The 15,122-nt window shown below is 32.2% G+C and carries 24 protein-coding genes; 14 read left to right on the top strand and 10 right to left on the bottom strand.

Annotated elements, in window-relative coordinates; translation table 11 throughout:
* The first annotated feature begins 29 nt into the window (after positions 1–29).
* From ATO12_RS18955 to ATO12_RS25090, 3 genes are read left to right on the top strand one after another with little or no spacing between them, the layout of a single operon-like run.
* Positions 30–446, top strand: coding sequence for a hypothetical protein (locus ATO12_RS18955; protein ID WP_131248863.1), 417 nt, complete (start codon positions 30–32; stop codon positions 444–446).
* 52 nt (positions 447–498) lie between these two features.
* Positions 499–1,050 (top strand): RNA polymerase sigma factor, encoded by a 552-nt coding sequence (locus ATO12_RS18950; protein ID WP_034245245.1) that lies wholly within the window; start codon positions 499–501, stop codon positions 1,048–1,050.
* Entirely contained in the window at positions 1,047–2,657 is a 1,611-nt protein-coding gene (locus tag ATO12_RS25090) for an outer membrane beta-barrel protein (protein ID WP_051575951.1), read from the top strand. Before ATO12_RS18950 ends, ATO12_RS25090 begins: the two co-directional genes overlap by 4 nt.
* A 94-nt stretch (positions 2,658–2,751) precedes the next feature.
* Here ATO12_RS25090 and ATO12_RS18940 read toward each other — a convergent pair whose 3' ends face one another.
* Entirely contained in the window at positions 2,752–3,495 is a 744-nt protein-coding gene (locus tag ATO12_RS18940; RefSeq protein WP_034244995.1) for a lysophospholipid acyltransferase family protein, read from the bottom strand.
* A gap of 213 nt (positions 3,496–3,708) precedes the next feature.
* Here ATO12_RS18940 and trpS point away from each other — a divergent pair, with 213 nt between their 5' ends.
* The 3 genes from trpS to ATO12_RS18920 all read left to right on the top strand — a co-directional run bounded on the left by trpS (position 3,709) and on the right by ATO12_RS18920 (position 6,810).
* On the top strand, positions 3,709–4,677 hold the full coding sequence (gene trpS / locus ATO12_RS18935; protein WP_034244992.1) for a tryptophan--tRNA ligase: 969 nt from the start codon (positions 3,709–3,711) through the stop codon (positions 4,675–4,677).
* A gap of 454 nt (positions 4,678–5,131) precedes the next feature.
* Positions 5,132–5,995, top strand: a complete 864-nt coding sequence (locus tag ATO12_RS18925) for a hypothetical protein (RefSeq protein ID WP_034244986.1) — start codon at positions 5,132–5,134, stop codon at positions 5,993–5,995.
* Between the two features lie 71 nt (positions 5,996–6,066).
* Positions 6,067–6,810 (top strand): DUF6261 family protein, encoded by a 744-nt coding sequence (locus tag ATO12_RS18920; RefSeq protein ID WP_034244984.1) that lies wholly within the window; start codon positions 6,067–6,069, stop codon positions 6,808–6,810.
* A 219-nt stretch (positions 6,811–7,029) separates the two neighbouring features.
* Here the strand turns inward: ATO12_RS18920 and ATO12_RS18915 are convergent, their stop codons facing one another.
* Positions 7,030–7,275 carry a helix-turn-helix domain-containing protein gene (locus ATO12_RS18915; protein WP_051575950.1) on the bottom strand — a complete coding sequence of 82 codons (246 nt, stop codon included), beginning with the start codon at positions 7,273–7,275 and terminating at the stop codon, positions 7,030–7,032.
* A gap of 100 nt (positions 7,276–7,375) precedes the next feature.
* Between ATO12_RS18915 and ATO12_RS26600 the strand changes: the two genes are divergently transcribed.
* Together ATO12_RS26600 and ATO12_RS26180 are read left to right on the top strand one after the other, a co-directional pair.
* On the top strand, positions 7,376–7,507 hold the full coding sequence (locus tag ATO12_RS26600) for a hypothetical protein (RefSeq protein ID WP_262482602.1): 132 nt from the start codon (positions 7,376–7,378) through the stop codon (positions 7,505–7,507).
* 33 nt (positions 7,508–7,540) lie between these two features.
* On the top strand, positions 7,541–7,690 hold the full coding sequence (locus ATO12_RS26180; RefSeq protein ID WP_165583414.1) for a hypothetical protein: 150 nt from the start codon (positions 7,541–7,543) through the stop codon (positions 7,688–7,690).
* A 496-nt stretch (positions 7,691–8,186) separates the two neighbouring features.
* Here ATO12_RS26180 and ATO12_RS18910 read toward each other — a convergent pair whose 3' ends face one another.
* Positions 8,187–8,411, bottom strand: a complete 225-nt coding sequence (locus tag ATO12_RS18910) for a helix-turn-helix transcriptional regulator (RefSeq protein ID WP_051575949.1) — start codon at positions 8,409–8,411, stop codon at positions 8,187–8,189.
* A gap of 126 nt (positions 8,412–8,537) precedes the next feature.
* Here ATO12_RS18910 and ATO12_RS18905 point away from each other — a divergent pair, with 126 nt between their 5' ends.
* The 4 genes from ATO12_RS18905 (at position 8,538) to ATO12_RS18895 (ending at position 10,789) form a co-directional block, all read left to right on the top strand.
* Positions 8,538–8,789 carry a hypothetical protein gene (locus ATO12_RS18905; protein WP_034244982.1) on the top strand — a complete coding sequence of 84 codons (252 nt, stop codon included), beginning with the start codon at positions 8,538–8,540 and terminating at the stop codon, positions 8,787–8,789.
* A gap of 25 nt (positions 8,790–8,814) precedes the next feature.
* The gene (locus ATO12_RS26175; RefSeq protein WP_165583413.1) at positions 8,815–8,967 is read left to right on the top strand and encodes a hypothetical protein; all 153 of its coding nucleotides are present in this window, start codon (positions 8,815–8,817) and stop codon (positions 8,965–8,967) included.
* A gap of 316 nt (positions 8,968–9,283) precedes the next feature.
* Positions 9,284–10,390 (top strand): DNA alkylation repair protein, encoded by a 1,107-nt coding sequence (locus tag ATO12_RS18900; protein ID WP_034244974.1) that lies wholly within the window; start codon positions 9,284–9,286, stop codon positions 10,388–10,390.
* A 63-nt stretch (positions 10,391–10,453) separates the two neighbouring features.
* Positions 10,454–10,789, top strand: coding sequence for a hypothetical protein (locus ATO12_RS18895; RefSeq protein WP_034244971.1), 336 nt, complete (start codon positions 10,454–10,456; stop codon positions 10,787–10,789).
* 35 nt (positions 10,790–10,824) lie between these two features.
* On the opposite strand, the gene ATO12_RS18890 is transcribed toward ATO12_RS18895, so the two are convergent.
* From ATO12_RS18890 to ATO12_RS18870, 5 genes are all read right to left on the bottom strand, one after another.
* The gene (locus ATO12_RS18890) at positions 10,825–11,238 is read right to left on the bottom strand and encodes a hypothetical protein (RefSeq protein ID WP_034244968.1); all 414 of its coding nucleotides are present in this window, start codon (positions 11,236–11,238) and stop codon (positions 10,825–10,827) included.
* A complete protein-coding gene (locus tag ATO12_RS18885) occupies positions 11,231–11,620 on the bottom strand; it encodes a hypothetical protein (RefSeq protein ID WP_034244967.1) in 390 nt (129 codons plus the stop codon). The genes ATO12_RS18890 and ATO12_RS18885 overlap by 8 nt, the downstream gene beginning before the upstream one ends.
* A gap of 3 nt (positions 11,621–11,623) precedes the next feature.
* Positions 11,624–12,040: a DUF6463 family protein gene (locus ATO12_RS18880; protein WP_034244966.1), complete on the bottom strand. Its 417-nt coding sequence runs from the start codon at positions 12,038–12,040 to the stop codon at positions 11,624–11,626.
* Entirely contained in the window at positions 12,037–12,588 is a 552-nt protein-coding gene (locus ATO12_RS18875) for a TetR/AcrR family transcriptional regulator (protein WP_034244963.1), read from the bottom strand. Before ATO12_RS18875 ends, ATO12_RS18880 begins: the two co-directional genes overlap by 4 nt.
* Before the next feature lie 295 nt (positions 12,589–12,883).
* A complete protein-coding gene (locus ATO12_RS18870) occupies positions 12,884–13,108 on the bottom strand; it encodes a helix-turn-helix domain-containing protein (RefSeq protein ID WP_034244961.1) in 225 nt (74 codons plus the stop codon).
* 84 nt (positions 13,109–13,192) lie between these two features.
* Between ATO12_RS18870 and ATO12_RS26170 the strand changes: the two genes are divergently transcribed.
* A complete protein-coding gene (locus tag ATO12_RS26170) occupies positions 13,193–13,342 on the top strand; it encodes a hypothetical protein (RefSeq protein ID WP_165583412.1) in 150 nt (49 codons plus the stop codon).
* A gap of 69 nt (positions 13,343–13,411) precedes the next feature.
* A complete protein-coding gene (locus tag ATO12_RS26165; protein WP_165583411.1) occupies positions 13,412–13,555 on the top strand; it encodes a hypothetical protein in 144 nt (47 codons plus the stop codon).
* Positions 13,556–13,590: 35 nt separating this feature from the next.
* On the opposite strand, the gene ATO12_RS18865 is transcribed toward ATO12_RS26165, so the two are convergent.
* Both ATO12_RS18865 and ATO12_RS18860 read right to left on the bottom strand, forming a co-directional pair.
* Entirely contained in the window at positions 13,591–14,091 is a 501-nt protein-coding gene (locus ATO12_RS18865; RefSeq protein WP_034244960.1) for a hypothetical protein, read from the bottom strand.
* Between the two features lie 633 nt (positions 14,092–14,724).
* Positions 14,725–15,120 carry a hypothetical protein gene (locus ATO12_RS18860; RefSeq protein ID WP_034244957.1) on the bottom strand — a complete coding sequence of 132 codons (396 nt, stop codon included), beginning with the start codon at positions 15,118–15,120 and terminating at the stop codon, positions 14,725–14,727.
* Between the last annotated feature and the right edge of the window lie 2 nt (positions 15,121–15,122).

Here is a 15,122-nt window from a genome sequence, read left to right as displayed (position 1 = left end):
ATTATACGATCTCTCAAAACCCCAAGAAAATGAGAAGGATAAAAATAGTTTTAACATTTTTTATTGCAGTTATCTTAACCGGATGTTCTGATGACGACAATGGAACAAGTTTCTTTTATGAATTAGCTACTGTACAGGAAGCTTCACTTCCCGATCAGTTTAATCGAGAAGAAATATATACAATTACTGTGTCTTATTACAGACCAACAGATTGCCATTCTTTTGCTGGATTTGATTATGACAGACTAGGAAATGAACGAACAGTATCTGTAGTTAATTTAGTAGTTAACAGAGGTAATTGTAACGATTTAGAAACGACAGATCTAGTCGAAGTGTCTTTTGATTTTTTGGTAGGAAATGAAGATTCTTACATCTTTAGGTTCTGGCAAGGAAGAGACGAAAATGGAGATAATCAATTTTTAACCGTAGAAGTACCTGTATTATAAATTAAACCCGTTTTTATGCATTAGAAAATGGGCAAACTAAAAATAGTTGTTAGTGGGTTTAGACCAACTCATAAAAAGATGTAAGAAAAAAAATGCTCAGGCGCAAGAACAATTGTATAGATTATACAGCAGTAAATTGTTTTCGATTTGCTTAAAATATTCTAGCGATACCTCGAGTGCAGAAGATACCTTGCAAGATGCTTTTATAACCATTTTTGATAAAATTGGTCAATATAAAAACCAAGGCTCTTTTGAGGGGTGGATAAAACGAGTAACTATTAATACAGCGTTACAAAAATATCGGAAACAAAAAGTTTTTGATATCATTAATGAAGAACAGATTGAAGAAGTTGAAGTTGAAGTAGATGAAGAAGAGATTTCTCTGGATTATCTTTTAGAGATTATACAGCAACTACCCGATCGATATCGGTTAGTATTTAATCTTTATGTGTTAGATGGTTATTCTCATAAAGAAGTTGCAGAGATGTTAGAAATATCTGTAGGAACCTCTAAATCTAATCTGGCTAGAGCAAGAAATATTTTAAAAGAAAAATTACAAACCAACCAAGAGCTTTATGTTCGACCAATTGAAGAACGAAGATGAGTGATAAAAAAAATATAGATCGTTTATTTCAGGAAAAATTCAAAGATTTTGAAGTCATTCCCGATGAAATAGTATGGGAAAAAATAAAGGCACGTCAAAATAAAAACAAAAAAAGAGTTTTTCTAATACCATTTTGGTATAGAGTTGCTGGTGTTGCAGCATTAATTGCACTTATATTTGGTATAAGCTCTTTACCGTTTAACACTAATGATCTACAACAAAATGATACCATCACAGATTCTGATACTCAAAATATAATTGAACATACAGAAACAACACCTAACAAGCAGGTTAAATCTCCTACAGAAGATGTTATAGTCATTTCAGAAGAAAAAGAAACCAACCCAACTAATCAAAAACCAAAAAACACTAATCCTGATCAGGATAATGATGCTGGTCAACATAACTATTTTAAGCCTTCTACTACCAAAGAAAATGCAGTTGTTAAGGCCTTGGAGCAAGTGCCTTCAAAACCCAAAAATGGTGATAAATTTAACCCTTCCTCCCATTCTGTAACTAAGAACCCAATAGTGAATCATTCTGCAACAAATAATAGCAGTACCGCACAAATCGCTTCTAAGCAAAAAGAAGACCCTATTGTTGCGCAAGAGAATACAACAGAAAAAACCACTATAGCTGATCAGCAGAATAAAAAGTTTATTTCAGAAAAAGAACATCCTCTTTTTACAACGCCAAATGAGAAAAGTAACACAAACACTCAAGGTTTAGCAGAAAAGAATAGTGATAATAACGATAGAAACAACAAAACTCCCAAAGAAGGTGTTGAGAATGCAAATGACAATGGTAAGAAATCTATTTTTGATGCTATACATAAAGATGGTGAAGATGAAGAAATAACCGAAGAATCCACATCAACAAAAAAATGGAATGTTGCACCTAATGTTGCCCCGGTATATTATAGTTCTATCGGAAGCGGATCTTCAATCGATGCTCAATTTGCAGATAACAATAAAAGCGGGCAAGTAAATATGAGTTATGGTATACATGTTTCTTACGCTATTAATAAAAGATTTAGTGTTCGTTCTGGGGTAAACAAAGTAGATCTTAGTTATAATACCGAAGGTGTTGGTTTTTCTCCATCTGCTGTTGGTCAAAATCTAGAAAATGTAAGTTACAATTCTACTGCTGGAGCCATTTTGATTTCTGACATTGGAAACGTAAGAAACACCGATATCGGGCCAGAATTTTCTGATCTTAACAGAAATGCGATAGAACAAAAGCAAAATGTAGGATTACTTAATCAAAGTATTGCCTATTTAGAAGTTCCGGTTGAAATGAAATATGCTTTGGTTGATAAAAAAATTGGAGTAAATATGATTGGGGGTATCAGTACATTATTCTTACAGGATAACGAAATCTCTATAGAGGCTGGTGATTTTGAAACTCCTATAGGCGAAGCCAGCAATCTTAATGATGTAAGTTTTAGTGGTAATATAGGGTTGGGTGTCGATTATAAAATATCAGATCAATTTGAGATTAATCTTGAGCCTATTTTTAAATATCAGTTTAATGCATTTAATGACAATGCCAATAATTTTAAACCATACTATTTTGGAGTATACACTGGAGTAAGTATCAAATTTTAAGAAATATAAAGATTTTTTAGTTGGTTAGGTAGTTATTGCTTTAAAAAGCAATGATGAACAAAGCCGTTTCTGGGGAGAAGCGGCTTTCGGTTTTTCATATAGTTAGATCTGCTTCTAATTTTTTTAAAATAAGAGTATGTGTTTTTTCTTTCAGCTCTTTTTTATGCTCTTGTGTTAATCCTTCTGTAGGGACCTCTTTAAGAACACGAGCTCTCATAATTCCTGGGCTCCCGCTAAAAAAAGTGTATGAAAATCGCTTTTTATTATCTAAAAACACTAACGGTACAATAGGAATTTGGTGATCTATCGCTAATCTGAAGGCTCCATCTTTAAATTCATCCAAAATCACAGATTCATCATCGGGAACTCCTCCTTCAGGAAAAATACAAATACTTGTACCATCATGTAACCTTGCCTGCGCACGGTCAAATACTTCTTTCCTGCTTCGCTGGCTACTTCGATCTACCAATATACAAGTACGTTTATAGAAAAATCCAAAAATCGGGATTTTTGCCAATTCCTTTTTCCCTACAAATACAAAAGGATTTTTTATAGCATACAGCATTAACATAATGTCGGTCATCGAGGTATGATTAGCAACAAACATGTAACTTTTTTTACGATCTGGTTCTGCTTCTTTGGTAACTTTGGGTAAAAAACCGGATCCATACAACACGATTTTTGCCCATAACCTAGCAACTACAAAAAATTGTGAATACCATTCTTCTCTCGACGAAAGCACTAATAACACAGGAAACATAATAAGTATAGGTATACCCATAACGATATAAAACCAGATACGCCATAGTAGGATAAGTATGTTTCTTAGTATATGCATCTCCCCAAAAATACACAATTGGTTTGAGCTATGTGAACAAAAAAATTACCTTTGCCGAAAATAGTATAGTTATATACTTGAAGTATAAGCAGGCAGAACATTATTTATAATACTAAAATCTGTAAACTAAATACTTCATTAAATTTTAGAAATTAATAAGATACTTAACCAGGGTTTACAACTTAAAACCGTAATAAAAGATAATATATTACCATGTCCAGAATTCTAACAGGAATACAGAGTACAGGCACTCCGCATTTAGGAAACCTCTTAGGAGCTATCATACCGGCAATCCAAATGGCCAATGAGCCAGAAAACGATTCGTTTTTATTTATTGCCAATATGCACTCGCTTACACAAATAAAGGATGCCAAGACATTACGAGAAAACACCTACTCTACTGCTGCTGCCTGGTTGGCTTGTGGGCTGGATATAGAAAAAACTGTTTTTTATCGACAGAGTGATATCCCACAGGTAACAGAGTTATCGTGGTATCTAAGCTGCTTTTTCCCTTATCAGCGACTAACACTTGCACATTCGTTTAAGGATAAAGCAGATCGCCTTGAAGATGTAAACGCTGGATTATTTACATATCCTATGCTAATGGCGGCCGATATCCTACTCTATGATGCAGAGATTATTCCTGTAGGAAAAGATCAGCTACAACATCTTGAAATGACTCGAGATGTAGCTTCACGAATGCATAACCAAATGGGTGAAATGTTTGTAATACCTGAGGCCCAGGTGCAAAAAGAAACTATGTATGTGCCAGGAACAGACGGTGGGAAAATGAGTAAGTCAAAAGGAAATATCATTAATCTCTTTTTACCAGATAAAAAACTACGTAAGCAGATTATGTCTATCGAGACCGATAGTACTCCGCTAGAAGAACCAAAAGATCCAGATACCTGTAACTTGTTTGCGTTATATAAGCTTATCGCTACGGTAGAACAGCAAGAAGAAATGCGTAAGAATTATCAGGGAGGAAACTACGGATATGGACATGCAAAACAAGCTTTTTATGAATTACTGATTGAAAAATTTGCTTCTGAACGTGAACGCTATGCCTATTATATGGATAATCTTAATGAAATAGACGAAGCTCTGGCTATAGGAGCCCAAAAAGCTACTGCTATTGCCAATACTGTATTAGCAAGAGTTAGGGAGAAGGTTGGATATTAGTTTAACAAATAGCTAGTTACAAAGTCTAAAAGAAGCAAAGTTGCAAAGTTTTTGATAACTAATATTATTTATTGATGATTTGTTTTTATGCCAGCAGCACAAAAAAGCACTTTCGTAGACCTTCAAGGTTTTTAAAACCTTGAAGGTCTAGGCCAAAGACATGACAGTTATGAACTATTATAAGGTTATTTTCTTAAGAAACTGTAAAACAGTTAATAACTCTCTTTATAAACTATAAACCCAGCACCAATAATACCTAGCCTTGGTAACAAAGAAAAATCGCTATAATCTCTGTGGTAAATCATTATTGGTTTTACCATTTTTCTTTTTAAATTAGTCTTCTCAAATTTTTCTATCCAGAAAAATTTAAAAATTACCCCGCTTTTATAAATCATAAACTGATAAGCCTTATTGGGTTTATATTGTTGTTGGGTGTCATAATAGAGAACAAACTATGAGAGCAAAATTTGAGGAAAAAACTTATGAGAGTTACTTCAATAATGAACTAGATAAACGTTCTGAAATTTACTTTCCTTTAGGACAAGTCCAAGAAGGTTCACTTGGCTTTGATTCTTCATCTTTTTCTCGAAATAGAAGATTATGGAGAAAGTTAGGGCATCCATTTTGGTTTCGCCCACATTTTCATGGTTTAGAATTAAGGGATATTGCTTATGAGATGGAACAATATTTAGGAGTAGAACTTGATAATGTACCCGAAATGAAGGCTAACTTATTATTTCAATACAAAAGACCTGAATATATTACTGTTTCTACTGGTAAAGAATGGAGTTATTGGAATGAACCTTATTTCAGATATAACATATATAAAGAGCAGCAAAATCTGTTAATGCATATACATAACACTTTCAATTCAAAAGTGTATGTTATTTATGCCTCACCCTCAACGACTGATGTTAACGAGTTAGTAAAAGTTAGAAAGGATATTTTAAACTATTCCAATTTTAAGAATGCTGCTGACCTGCAAGGGCACAAAAGAAATACTTATACCCAAGCAGGAACACACTCTGTTGCTTGTAGCAAACCACAAAAGATTGAAAACATTAATATTTTAAGGTTTCTTGAAAATATAAAGGTAGATGACAATGATAAAACTGAGAATGTAAATAATAGAGAGTTTATTGTCCAGTTTAGCTCTAAAATGAGAGAAATTGTAAGTGAATATCCATACTTAAGTGAATCATTTAATGAACTGAATGAATATTATTCAAAGATTGAACAGTACAGATTATTTTATAGTTTTCTAATAATGAATAATTATAGACAATTGACAGGGAATCAATGGTTGATTAAAATATAACAAACACAACAATAAAAAACTATTAAACCAACAAACATAATTCATTAACCTTTTTAAAACTCTTAAAACCAATGTTTACTACACCCACTTTTTATAAATTTCGCAATAGCGAGTTTATACAGTATCTTACCGATGTAAAAAAAATTGTACTTCAGCGAGACCCACAGGCATTACAGGTTGTAACACAGATCGATGCCTTAAACCAGCAAATCTCTGTTATGGATGGGGTATATAAAAAACAACTGGGCAGTACCATCACCCAGGAGCTAGAAGCACTAGATAAACGTCGAGACCTTGCCATTATAGGGATAAGAACAGCTGTAGAAGCATATACTTATCATTATGACCAAACCAAACAAGATGCTGGCAAAGACCTATTGCAGAGTATAGATCAATATGGTGGTACTATTGCAAGGCAAAATTACCAGACAGAAACTACCAACCTGCGTAATCTTATACAAGATTGGTCTACTGTTTCTTCTCTAAAATCTGCGATTACTGCTTTGGGACTTGCCGATTGGGCAAAAGAACTGGGAGAAAGTAATGATTTGTTTAATACCAAATACCTGGAACGTAATACCGAATATGCCGTAGATAGTAAGGTAAATGTTACCGAGCTTAGAGACAAAGCCAAAGAAAGCTATACCATACTAATTAATCATATTACGGCTCATGCCACCCTAAACCCATCTAAGGATTATGATACTGTAGTACAAGAAATCAATACACTAACCGAGCAATATAATATCCTTGTAGAAAAAAGAGGAGCAATTAGCACCGATACCGATATAGAAGAAGAAATGATACAAGAGTAGAATGATTACTGCATGATGCAACAACTCTTACCAGGGTTAAAAAACTTTGTTGCAGGATACAGGAGCAAAATCCAGATTTAGAAAAGCATGCTGCACGATGCAGGTGCAAAATCTACAGTTAGAAAAGCTTCCTGCATCGTGCAGGAATACATTCTAATCATAAAAAACCTTCTTGCATGGTGCAGGAAGGTTTTTTAATACTATATTACTCTAAAAGGATTATTTTTCTTTTATAAAATCAAATAGTTCATTAAAAGAAACATTAAACACAGCCGCAAATTTAATAACAATAGATAACCTTGGTTCTTGAATTCCTTTTTCATATTTTCTAATATTCTCACGATCAATCCCAAGAGCAGCACCAACATCCATTTGAGACATATTACGTTGCTGTCTTAATTCTTTTATTTTGATACCAAAATTTTTAACAGATTGCGGCATTGGTTTTACTCTATTTCTACCCATACAGCAAAGTTGAGCAAAATGTATTGTTTACAAGGGATCGAATACAAGGGGTTGTTTTCTCGGCAAAAATTATTATATTTGTATAGAGATATCATAAGTAATGACCAAAGAAGAGTTATATCACTATATGTTGGCATATCAACAAGAGCATTTATTTACCAAAAATGATCAAAGTCATTTTATGTCCATACTAGAAACCCTTAAACCTGATAATAACTCAAAAGAAGAATAAACTTATAAGCTATACATTAAAAAAACATATATGATGACAGAGAAAATACTGTACGAACGTCTTATGCTATATAAAAGTAAACACGGTGTAACCCAAGAAGTATTACAACATTATCATTGGGCACTAGATACGCTTAAACAACATCCTTTGGCCAAAAGTTGCAGAGCACAAGAGAAGATGTAAACCATGTACTATCTTTCTCGAATGATTTTAAGAAGCGTTGGGAGTACTAACTTCAACAGTAAAGTTATAAAGCATTATATCTGGATAGTATCGTAAATGTAATGAACCCTAAAAATATATAACATTGAAATAAGGGAGAAGGGGGATTTACCCCCTACTTTTGAAGGGGTCACAACTAGTTTTAACTATTATTTTGAATAAATATTAGTTAAAATACATAGTCTATATAAAAAAAATTAATACATCCCATACGGGTTCCCGTAAGAATTGTAAGAATTTTCGCCGTAATTTAAGATCAGGGAAAAGTCTTAAGAACATGTTTACAAATCATGTATATCTAAAATTGGTAGTTTTTAGAAAATACGCTTTTTAAACAGTTTCTTAATTGTGGGATCAATTACCTATACCTAGAATAAAATATATACCTATAGGTTAGGTTTTTAACATTTTTTAGTGCTACAAACATGAGATAATACTATTCGTATACCCTATTGGTTTAGTATTTGAATTTAAAAAAGTCAGAGAGAGGATACTCTAATACATTGCAAAGCAGCCTGATTACTTCGACAGAAGGTCTGGTGTCTGCTTTTTCAATATCAATAATAGTTCGGTAACTTACTCCGGATTTTTCGGCTAATTCTACCAATGTCAATCCAGCGTCTAGCCGTAAACTTCGCAGTCGATTGCCTAATGCTTCTTTGAATTTATCATCTTTAGCCATCCTCAAAAATGACTAATTTCCTGTTAGCAAAAATACAGCAGGTACCTTTATTTTGTTAAACACTTGATTATCTGTTATAATTATGCAGTATATTGCATATTATAAAATAAAAAGATATCTCAAGTTATGACCAAAGAAGAGTTGTATCACTATATGTTGTCGTATCAAAAAGAACATCTATTTAGTGAAAAAGACCAAAGCAATTTTATTGCATTATTAAAAACTTTAAAACCCGATAGTAATCCAAAAGAAGAGTTATACCACTATATGTTGGCATATCAAAAAGAACATTTGTTTAGCGAAAAAGACCAAAGCAATTTTATTAAAATATTAAATGCCTTAAAACCTGATAACAATTTAAAAGAAGAAGAAAAGTGAAAATATAAATTAAAAATCAATAGTCATGACAGAGAAAAAATTATACGAGAGGTTAATGCGTTACAAAAAAAAATATGGTGTAACCCAGGAAATGTTACAACATTATAAGTGGGCTGTAGAGCTACTTAAGCAAAGGCAACTTACAGTTAATGGTAATAACCCAGAAGAAGGTATTTAAACAAAATCATAGTAGTAACAGAATATTACTTTGTGGCTATAAAAAGCTACTAGCGTACTTGTGTTATACGGCAACTATTTTTTATTAGTCCTGTTCGAAATTCTGAAAGTAAAATAATTAGTTACTAACCTGAGTTCGACATAATAAAATGATGTCAATTCGAGTAATCTCATACTTCGACATAGCTCAGTACAGACTGAAAGATTGTATCGAGAATAGTGATTATCTATCTAAAAAAACTATTCTCGATCGACAGTTGACATACAGTTGTCACTAGCCTGTTTTAATTTTGTTTCAAAGAAATCCACTATTTACAATGGCAGAATTATTGAAACATATTTATACACAGGAGTTTTTTGAAAAATTTACAGGGGCTTTTCAAAAAATTGTCCCTGATTTTGATACCTCATCTTTTTTTAAGCAAATTTTTGATGACGAATGGTCTAATAGAGAATTGAAACAGCGAATGCGTCATATTACCATCACATTACAACATCATTTATCACATGATTATACCCAAAATATTGATGTTCTATTACGGGTTATCAAACAGCTTCAAAAAGAAGGAATTAAAGAAAATAGTTTAGAGTATATGTTTCTGCCGGATTTTATAGAGTGTTACGGCATAGGTCATTATAACACTTCTATACTTGCCATCGAAAAAATTACCCAATTCACAAGCTGTGAATTTGCTATTCGCCCTTTTCTCATAAAAAACCCTAAAAAAGGAATGTTACAAATGAAGAAATGGTCAAAACATAAACACCCTATGGTAAGAAGGTTATCGTCTGAAGGTTGCAGACCTCGTTTACCCTGGGCTATGGCACTTCCTTTCTTAAAAACCGAACCAACACCTATCCTTCCTATTCTCGAAAATCTAAAAAATGATACTTCAGAAACTGTACGAAGAAGTGTTGCCAATAATCTAAATGATATTGCTAAAGACAACCCCGATATTGTAGTTGACCTTGCAAAAAAATGGTACAAAAAAACAAAAGAAACAGATTGGTTAGTAAAACATGGGTGTAGAACCCTTTTGAAACAAGGAAATACAGAAATCATGAAATTGCTTGGTTTTGGTAATATTCAACATATCAAAATTGACAAACTACAGATTCTTACACCAAAAGTTAGGATTGGTGATGTGTTAGCATTCACTTTTCGACTTAATAATACTAGTAATTCTGCGTCTAAACTACGTTTAGAATACGGGCTTTACTACCAGAAAGCCAATGGTAGCTTGTCTAAAAAAGTGTTTAAAATAAGTGAAAAAATATATCCCGAGAAATCGATAACCATTATTAACAGAAAACAGTCTTTTAAAATAATTACAACTAGAAAATTTCATCCTGGATTACATCAATTGTCTATTATTATTAATGGAAATGAGTTTGAAAAATACAATTTTGAACTTATCGCATAAATAAGGTTTTCTTTGGTATTTTTACATAGAGGTAACATTTTGCAATTCTTAAAATGAAACAATATGTGGGAAGAACGATTAGCATTTTATGACAAACTTATAGCTACCAATCCAAATTTTGACAGAAAAGGAAAAACAATGCCATATACATCTGTTAATGGCCACATGTTTTCGCAATTAAATAAAGCCGGTGAAATTGGTATTCGATTGTCTAAAGAACAAGGGGTACTATTCATGCAAAAACATCAAACTACAGTTTTTAAATCCTATGGTGCAGTAATGAAAGAATATGTACTAGTACCCGAAAAACTGATGGAAGATTTTGAGCTACTTTCCTCCTATCTTAACGATAGTTATACCTATGCCAAATCATTAAAGCCTAAGAATACTAAGCAATAAATGCGAATTCTGTGTATGATAGGTCGTTCTCTATTTTATTCTATTTTAAATTTCCATTTTTTTAAACCACCAATTAGGAATAGTAAACCAATAATTACTGCTGCTATAGATTGAATAGTTTCTGATATTGTAGTGGTCTGTTGGCTTATATTATACCATTGTTCTGCAATCCCACGAAAAAGATATATAGAAGCAATTGCGTAGATACCAAATTTTAAGAAAGGAAGTTTTTTAATTTTTTCGCTTGCCGAGAGTCCGTAAAATCCAAAAATTATAAAGACGAGTGCAACAAAAACTGTTAACAAGTATGGAAGAGAAAAATGAATTTGTGCTAGTGTTTTCATTTCTTTTAGCACACCAGTTTTTTCGAACATTTGTTCTGGCCAAATGAGTCCGATTAAATGGCCAATGCCAATTAATATATTTATGTATCCACCGATTTTAAGCATTAGTCTTTGATTTTTTAACTCCAATGACTCCCAATACCCCAATAGGAAGAAGTAAAACCCATTGAAGCGCTAGTATTGAGTTATATACACTAGAAAAGATAAAAGCGAATGAGAAAGCGACGTATAAATAGCTTATAAAAGAAACTAATGCTATGTCTGCTTTCTTTGTTGTGTTAATGCCTTGTTTAAAATAAAGTATTGAAGAAGCAAATAGCATGATAGTAACCATATGCCAAACCCCCAATAGTTCAGTCCTTATTTGTAAAGCAATGCTACTTTCCATCAAAGGATTAATCAAATCTATTTGACCACCAATTAGATGTAGGATTGCAGTAAAAATGTTAATTATTCCTGCGATTATCCAATACTTATTTCGCTTCATTATTTAGTTTATTTGATGTGTGTGTTTTATTTTATGGTCTGTGTAAAGCATATAAATCGAGTGCGGTAACATTAAAAAAGTCATACCCGAAAAAGGAATCATATACACCCCAATACCCACAATCATTAGATATATCCACATGAAATTTTTGGGAATTTGCCTATTTGTTTTCTCTACATGGTTTACCAGAACCCCAATAGGAATAAGTAAAAGTCCGAAATAGAAAAACCAAAATGCTGCGAAATTTTCATAATTCATTTGTCCATCGAGCAAAGGAAATTCAAAAAGTCCTTCACTTATTTTGAAAAAGGACTTGCCCATAAATCCTGCAAATTGTTTCCAAAACGCCCATGGTGAAACTGCTAATAGTGAGTGAATGACTCCAAAGAATATTAATATTTTCCCATGTATTGTTTTCATATTGTTATAAAGTGTTTTAATTCCTTTTTTACTTCTATAAGGTAATTTTTGGATTGTTTTTTGTTTTTTATCATTTCGTGATACCCAATTAAGTATTTATAAAAAATACTCGCTTTTATAGCAGCATCTTTCTTAGAATATCCAATTTCCTGGAATAACTGAGTTGTGAACTCTAATCTTCTAGTATCAATTTCATCTATGATAGCTTGCACTTCCTTATTCTTTATAGCATAGCGTTTTAAGAAAAAAATGAATTCTAAATAAGGATCATTCTTAAAAGTGATTTTTAAAAATTGTTCGATTTTTTCTTCAGAAGATTTTGCTTTTTCGGTCTGCTGTATAATTTGATCTGTTTCTGAAGAAATCCAAAAATTTATAAGTTCACCAATGAATTTTTTCTTAGATTTAAAATGCCAATAAAAGCTTGACTTGTTACATTCTAACTTTTTGGCCATCTTTTCTATGACAATACCAGAAATTCCCTGCTCAGAGAAGAGTTTGTATCCCAGTTTTATCCAATCATTCTTTTGTGCTACTACTTTTGGCATTATTAGACGGTTTCGTTTAGAAAAAACAAATATATAACAAAATCTTTATTAGACGCAATCGTTTAATAAAGATTTTAATTTTACACTTAAAACAATTAATTAAAGAGAATAAAGTAGATTAAATTGGTCTTAGGCTTTCTATAAGAGTAAAATTCTTGTAAGAATTCGAACTCCTTATATTTAAAATTATATAAAGTAGTGATACAAGCATATATGCCAGTATTCTAAAAAATAAATACGAGTTTTGTCTATAAAATCTGGTAATAAAACTTAAGAAAATTTAGATCATAAAAACTTAGTCAAAGTCTTTGGTGAAGAAATCTTTTGGAGATATTTCAAAATACTGACAAATCTTAAAAAGTGTTGAAAAAGAAATATCTCGCTTACCTTGTTCAATTCTTCCAAAGTGAATTCCGGTATCATTAAGCGCGTCTTCTTGGGTCACATCTTTTCTTGACCTCAATTCTTTTACACGTTTAGCTAATAAATTAAGTAGCTCTTTTTTGTCATATTCTTCCACAACGGAAAATTCAGCTTAATAAAACACAAATTCAATTACCGTTCGGTAATTTTTTATTACATTTGTTACATCAGATGATTATGTATGACCCAAGAAGAGTTATATCAATATATGTTAGCCTATCAAGAGGAGCATCAGTTTTGTAAAAAAGAACAAAGCAATTTTATTGCTATGCTAGAAGCACTTAAGCCTGACAACACTGATACAAAACCATCAGAGCTTTCAAGTTCGTAAGCCTATGCATTTCTATGGATGTATAAAAGATACTAATATCAATATAGTTTTTAACCAAAATCAATATATATGACAGAGAAAAAACTTTATGAACGCCTTATGCTTCACAAAAGTAAGCATGGCGTCACCCAGGAAACACAACAACATTATTTATGGGCATTAGAAACTTTACAAAAAACTAATGCAGCCCGAAAATCTCATCAGAAATTTTAGCCTACAAAGAGCCCGTATATTAAATACGGGTTCTTTTACTTTGATGAATAACTCGTTTCTTGATGCTTTTTTGAATAAATAAATTTTAGAGTAGTTTCATATCCCAAATCGGGGTCATCATACTCAATGGTAACTACTAAATCTCCATTTTTGACAGTCACATAAGATTCATTAAATAATAAGATTTCACTCTTATCATACATAAAGTAAAAATTACCATCTGATTCCTTTTTCCAACTCCCTTGGGTATCTTCAGTATCCTTTATACATTCTCCTCCTGTTCCAAAATTATCATAAAAATTTTTCTCAATAAATCTACCATTCTTTAACACTTCCAGAGTTGTCATTTTTTCACAAGAGGAAAGCGGAAATTCTTCTAATGGCGCATTTTCTTCTTCATTACTAAACTCTTGCTTCAATTGCCATATGCCAACTATCATAATATTCGAGGCATTAGAATCTTCTTTTCCGCAAGAATACATTCCAAAAAGTATCAAGACCAAAAACGTAGCATAAGCTGGTAAAAGTCTCTTCATATGTTGTATTTCCAATTACAGCTACAAAAATCAGAAAAATACTTCTTATTAACAAATAATTAACGTTAAAATGTGTATTTTATCGATTATAATAGCTTTTTATCGATACTCATTAGTCTCCTTAACTAACCATAACTTACAACTCTGGTATAAATTAAAATCGTTATTTATAAGAAGCCCATTAAAAAAGAATAATCACTAAAATTGGGCAGTATTAGTCTAAACTCTCTGGCAGAAGAGCTTAATAACAGTATAAACGTAGTTACTGTACCTAATAATAAGGTATTTAACGTGAATTCGATGTAAGGACTTAGTTTTAAAAAGCCGTCAAATTAAGTGATTTTTCATAGTGAAACGAAGAAAAATTGTATCGAAATTAGGTTTTTGCTTGAAAATTTACTTGTCTTCGATAGTTCTGCTGAGCCTGGTCGAAGTACAATTTTCTATTGAAAATCACTCTGACTGACGTAAATTTTCTTACATCGAACTCACGTTATTTAGATAATCTTATCACATTAAGACACTAGCTATTACTGTACAAAAAGAGAAGATTATCCTTCAGGAGGAACTAATTGCAAAAGGAAATCGCGCTGATTTACACTTCTAATACAGGAAGATAGTTATAATTTGTACTTATTTTACTAACACTCCCAATTGATCCATTACTGGTAAATTCTGAAAAGCGTTTTCGTTTATGGTATGCTTTCTAAACACGTACTTTTTATCATACATTTTACTTTCTGCAAAAAAAGTCACAACAAATTCATTATTCATCCCCAGTAATTCTTCCTGGAGCATTTCGATTTTGGCAGAAGATTTTGCTTCCATCGTTCCTATACCATGACGTAGCAATGAGGTTTTTCGATCTCCATCATATCCTTTGGTCACTACCAGAACCATTTCTATTGCAGTATCACGATCATTAATAATATAGGAGTTCCAATGTTGGGCAAGAAATTCTTCGTCCCATTCTTTGATCACTGCAATATAAACACCTTCTACAATGGGTATTTCAATATCTTTCTTCATGT

The organism is Aquimarina atlantica, assembly GCF_000626715.1.
Classification (GTDB): domain Bacteria; phylum Bacteroidota; class Bacteroidia; order Flavobacteriales; family Flavobacteriaceae; genus Aquimarina; species Aquimarina atlantica.
This window is presented reverse-complemented; position numbering and strand designations above follow the sequence as displayed.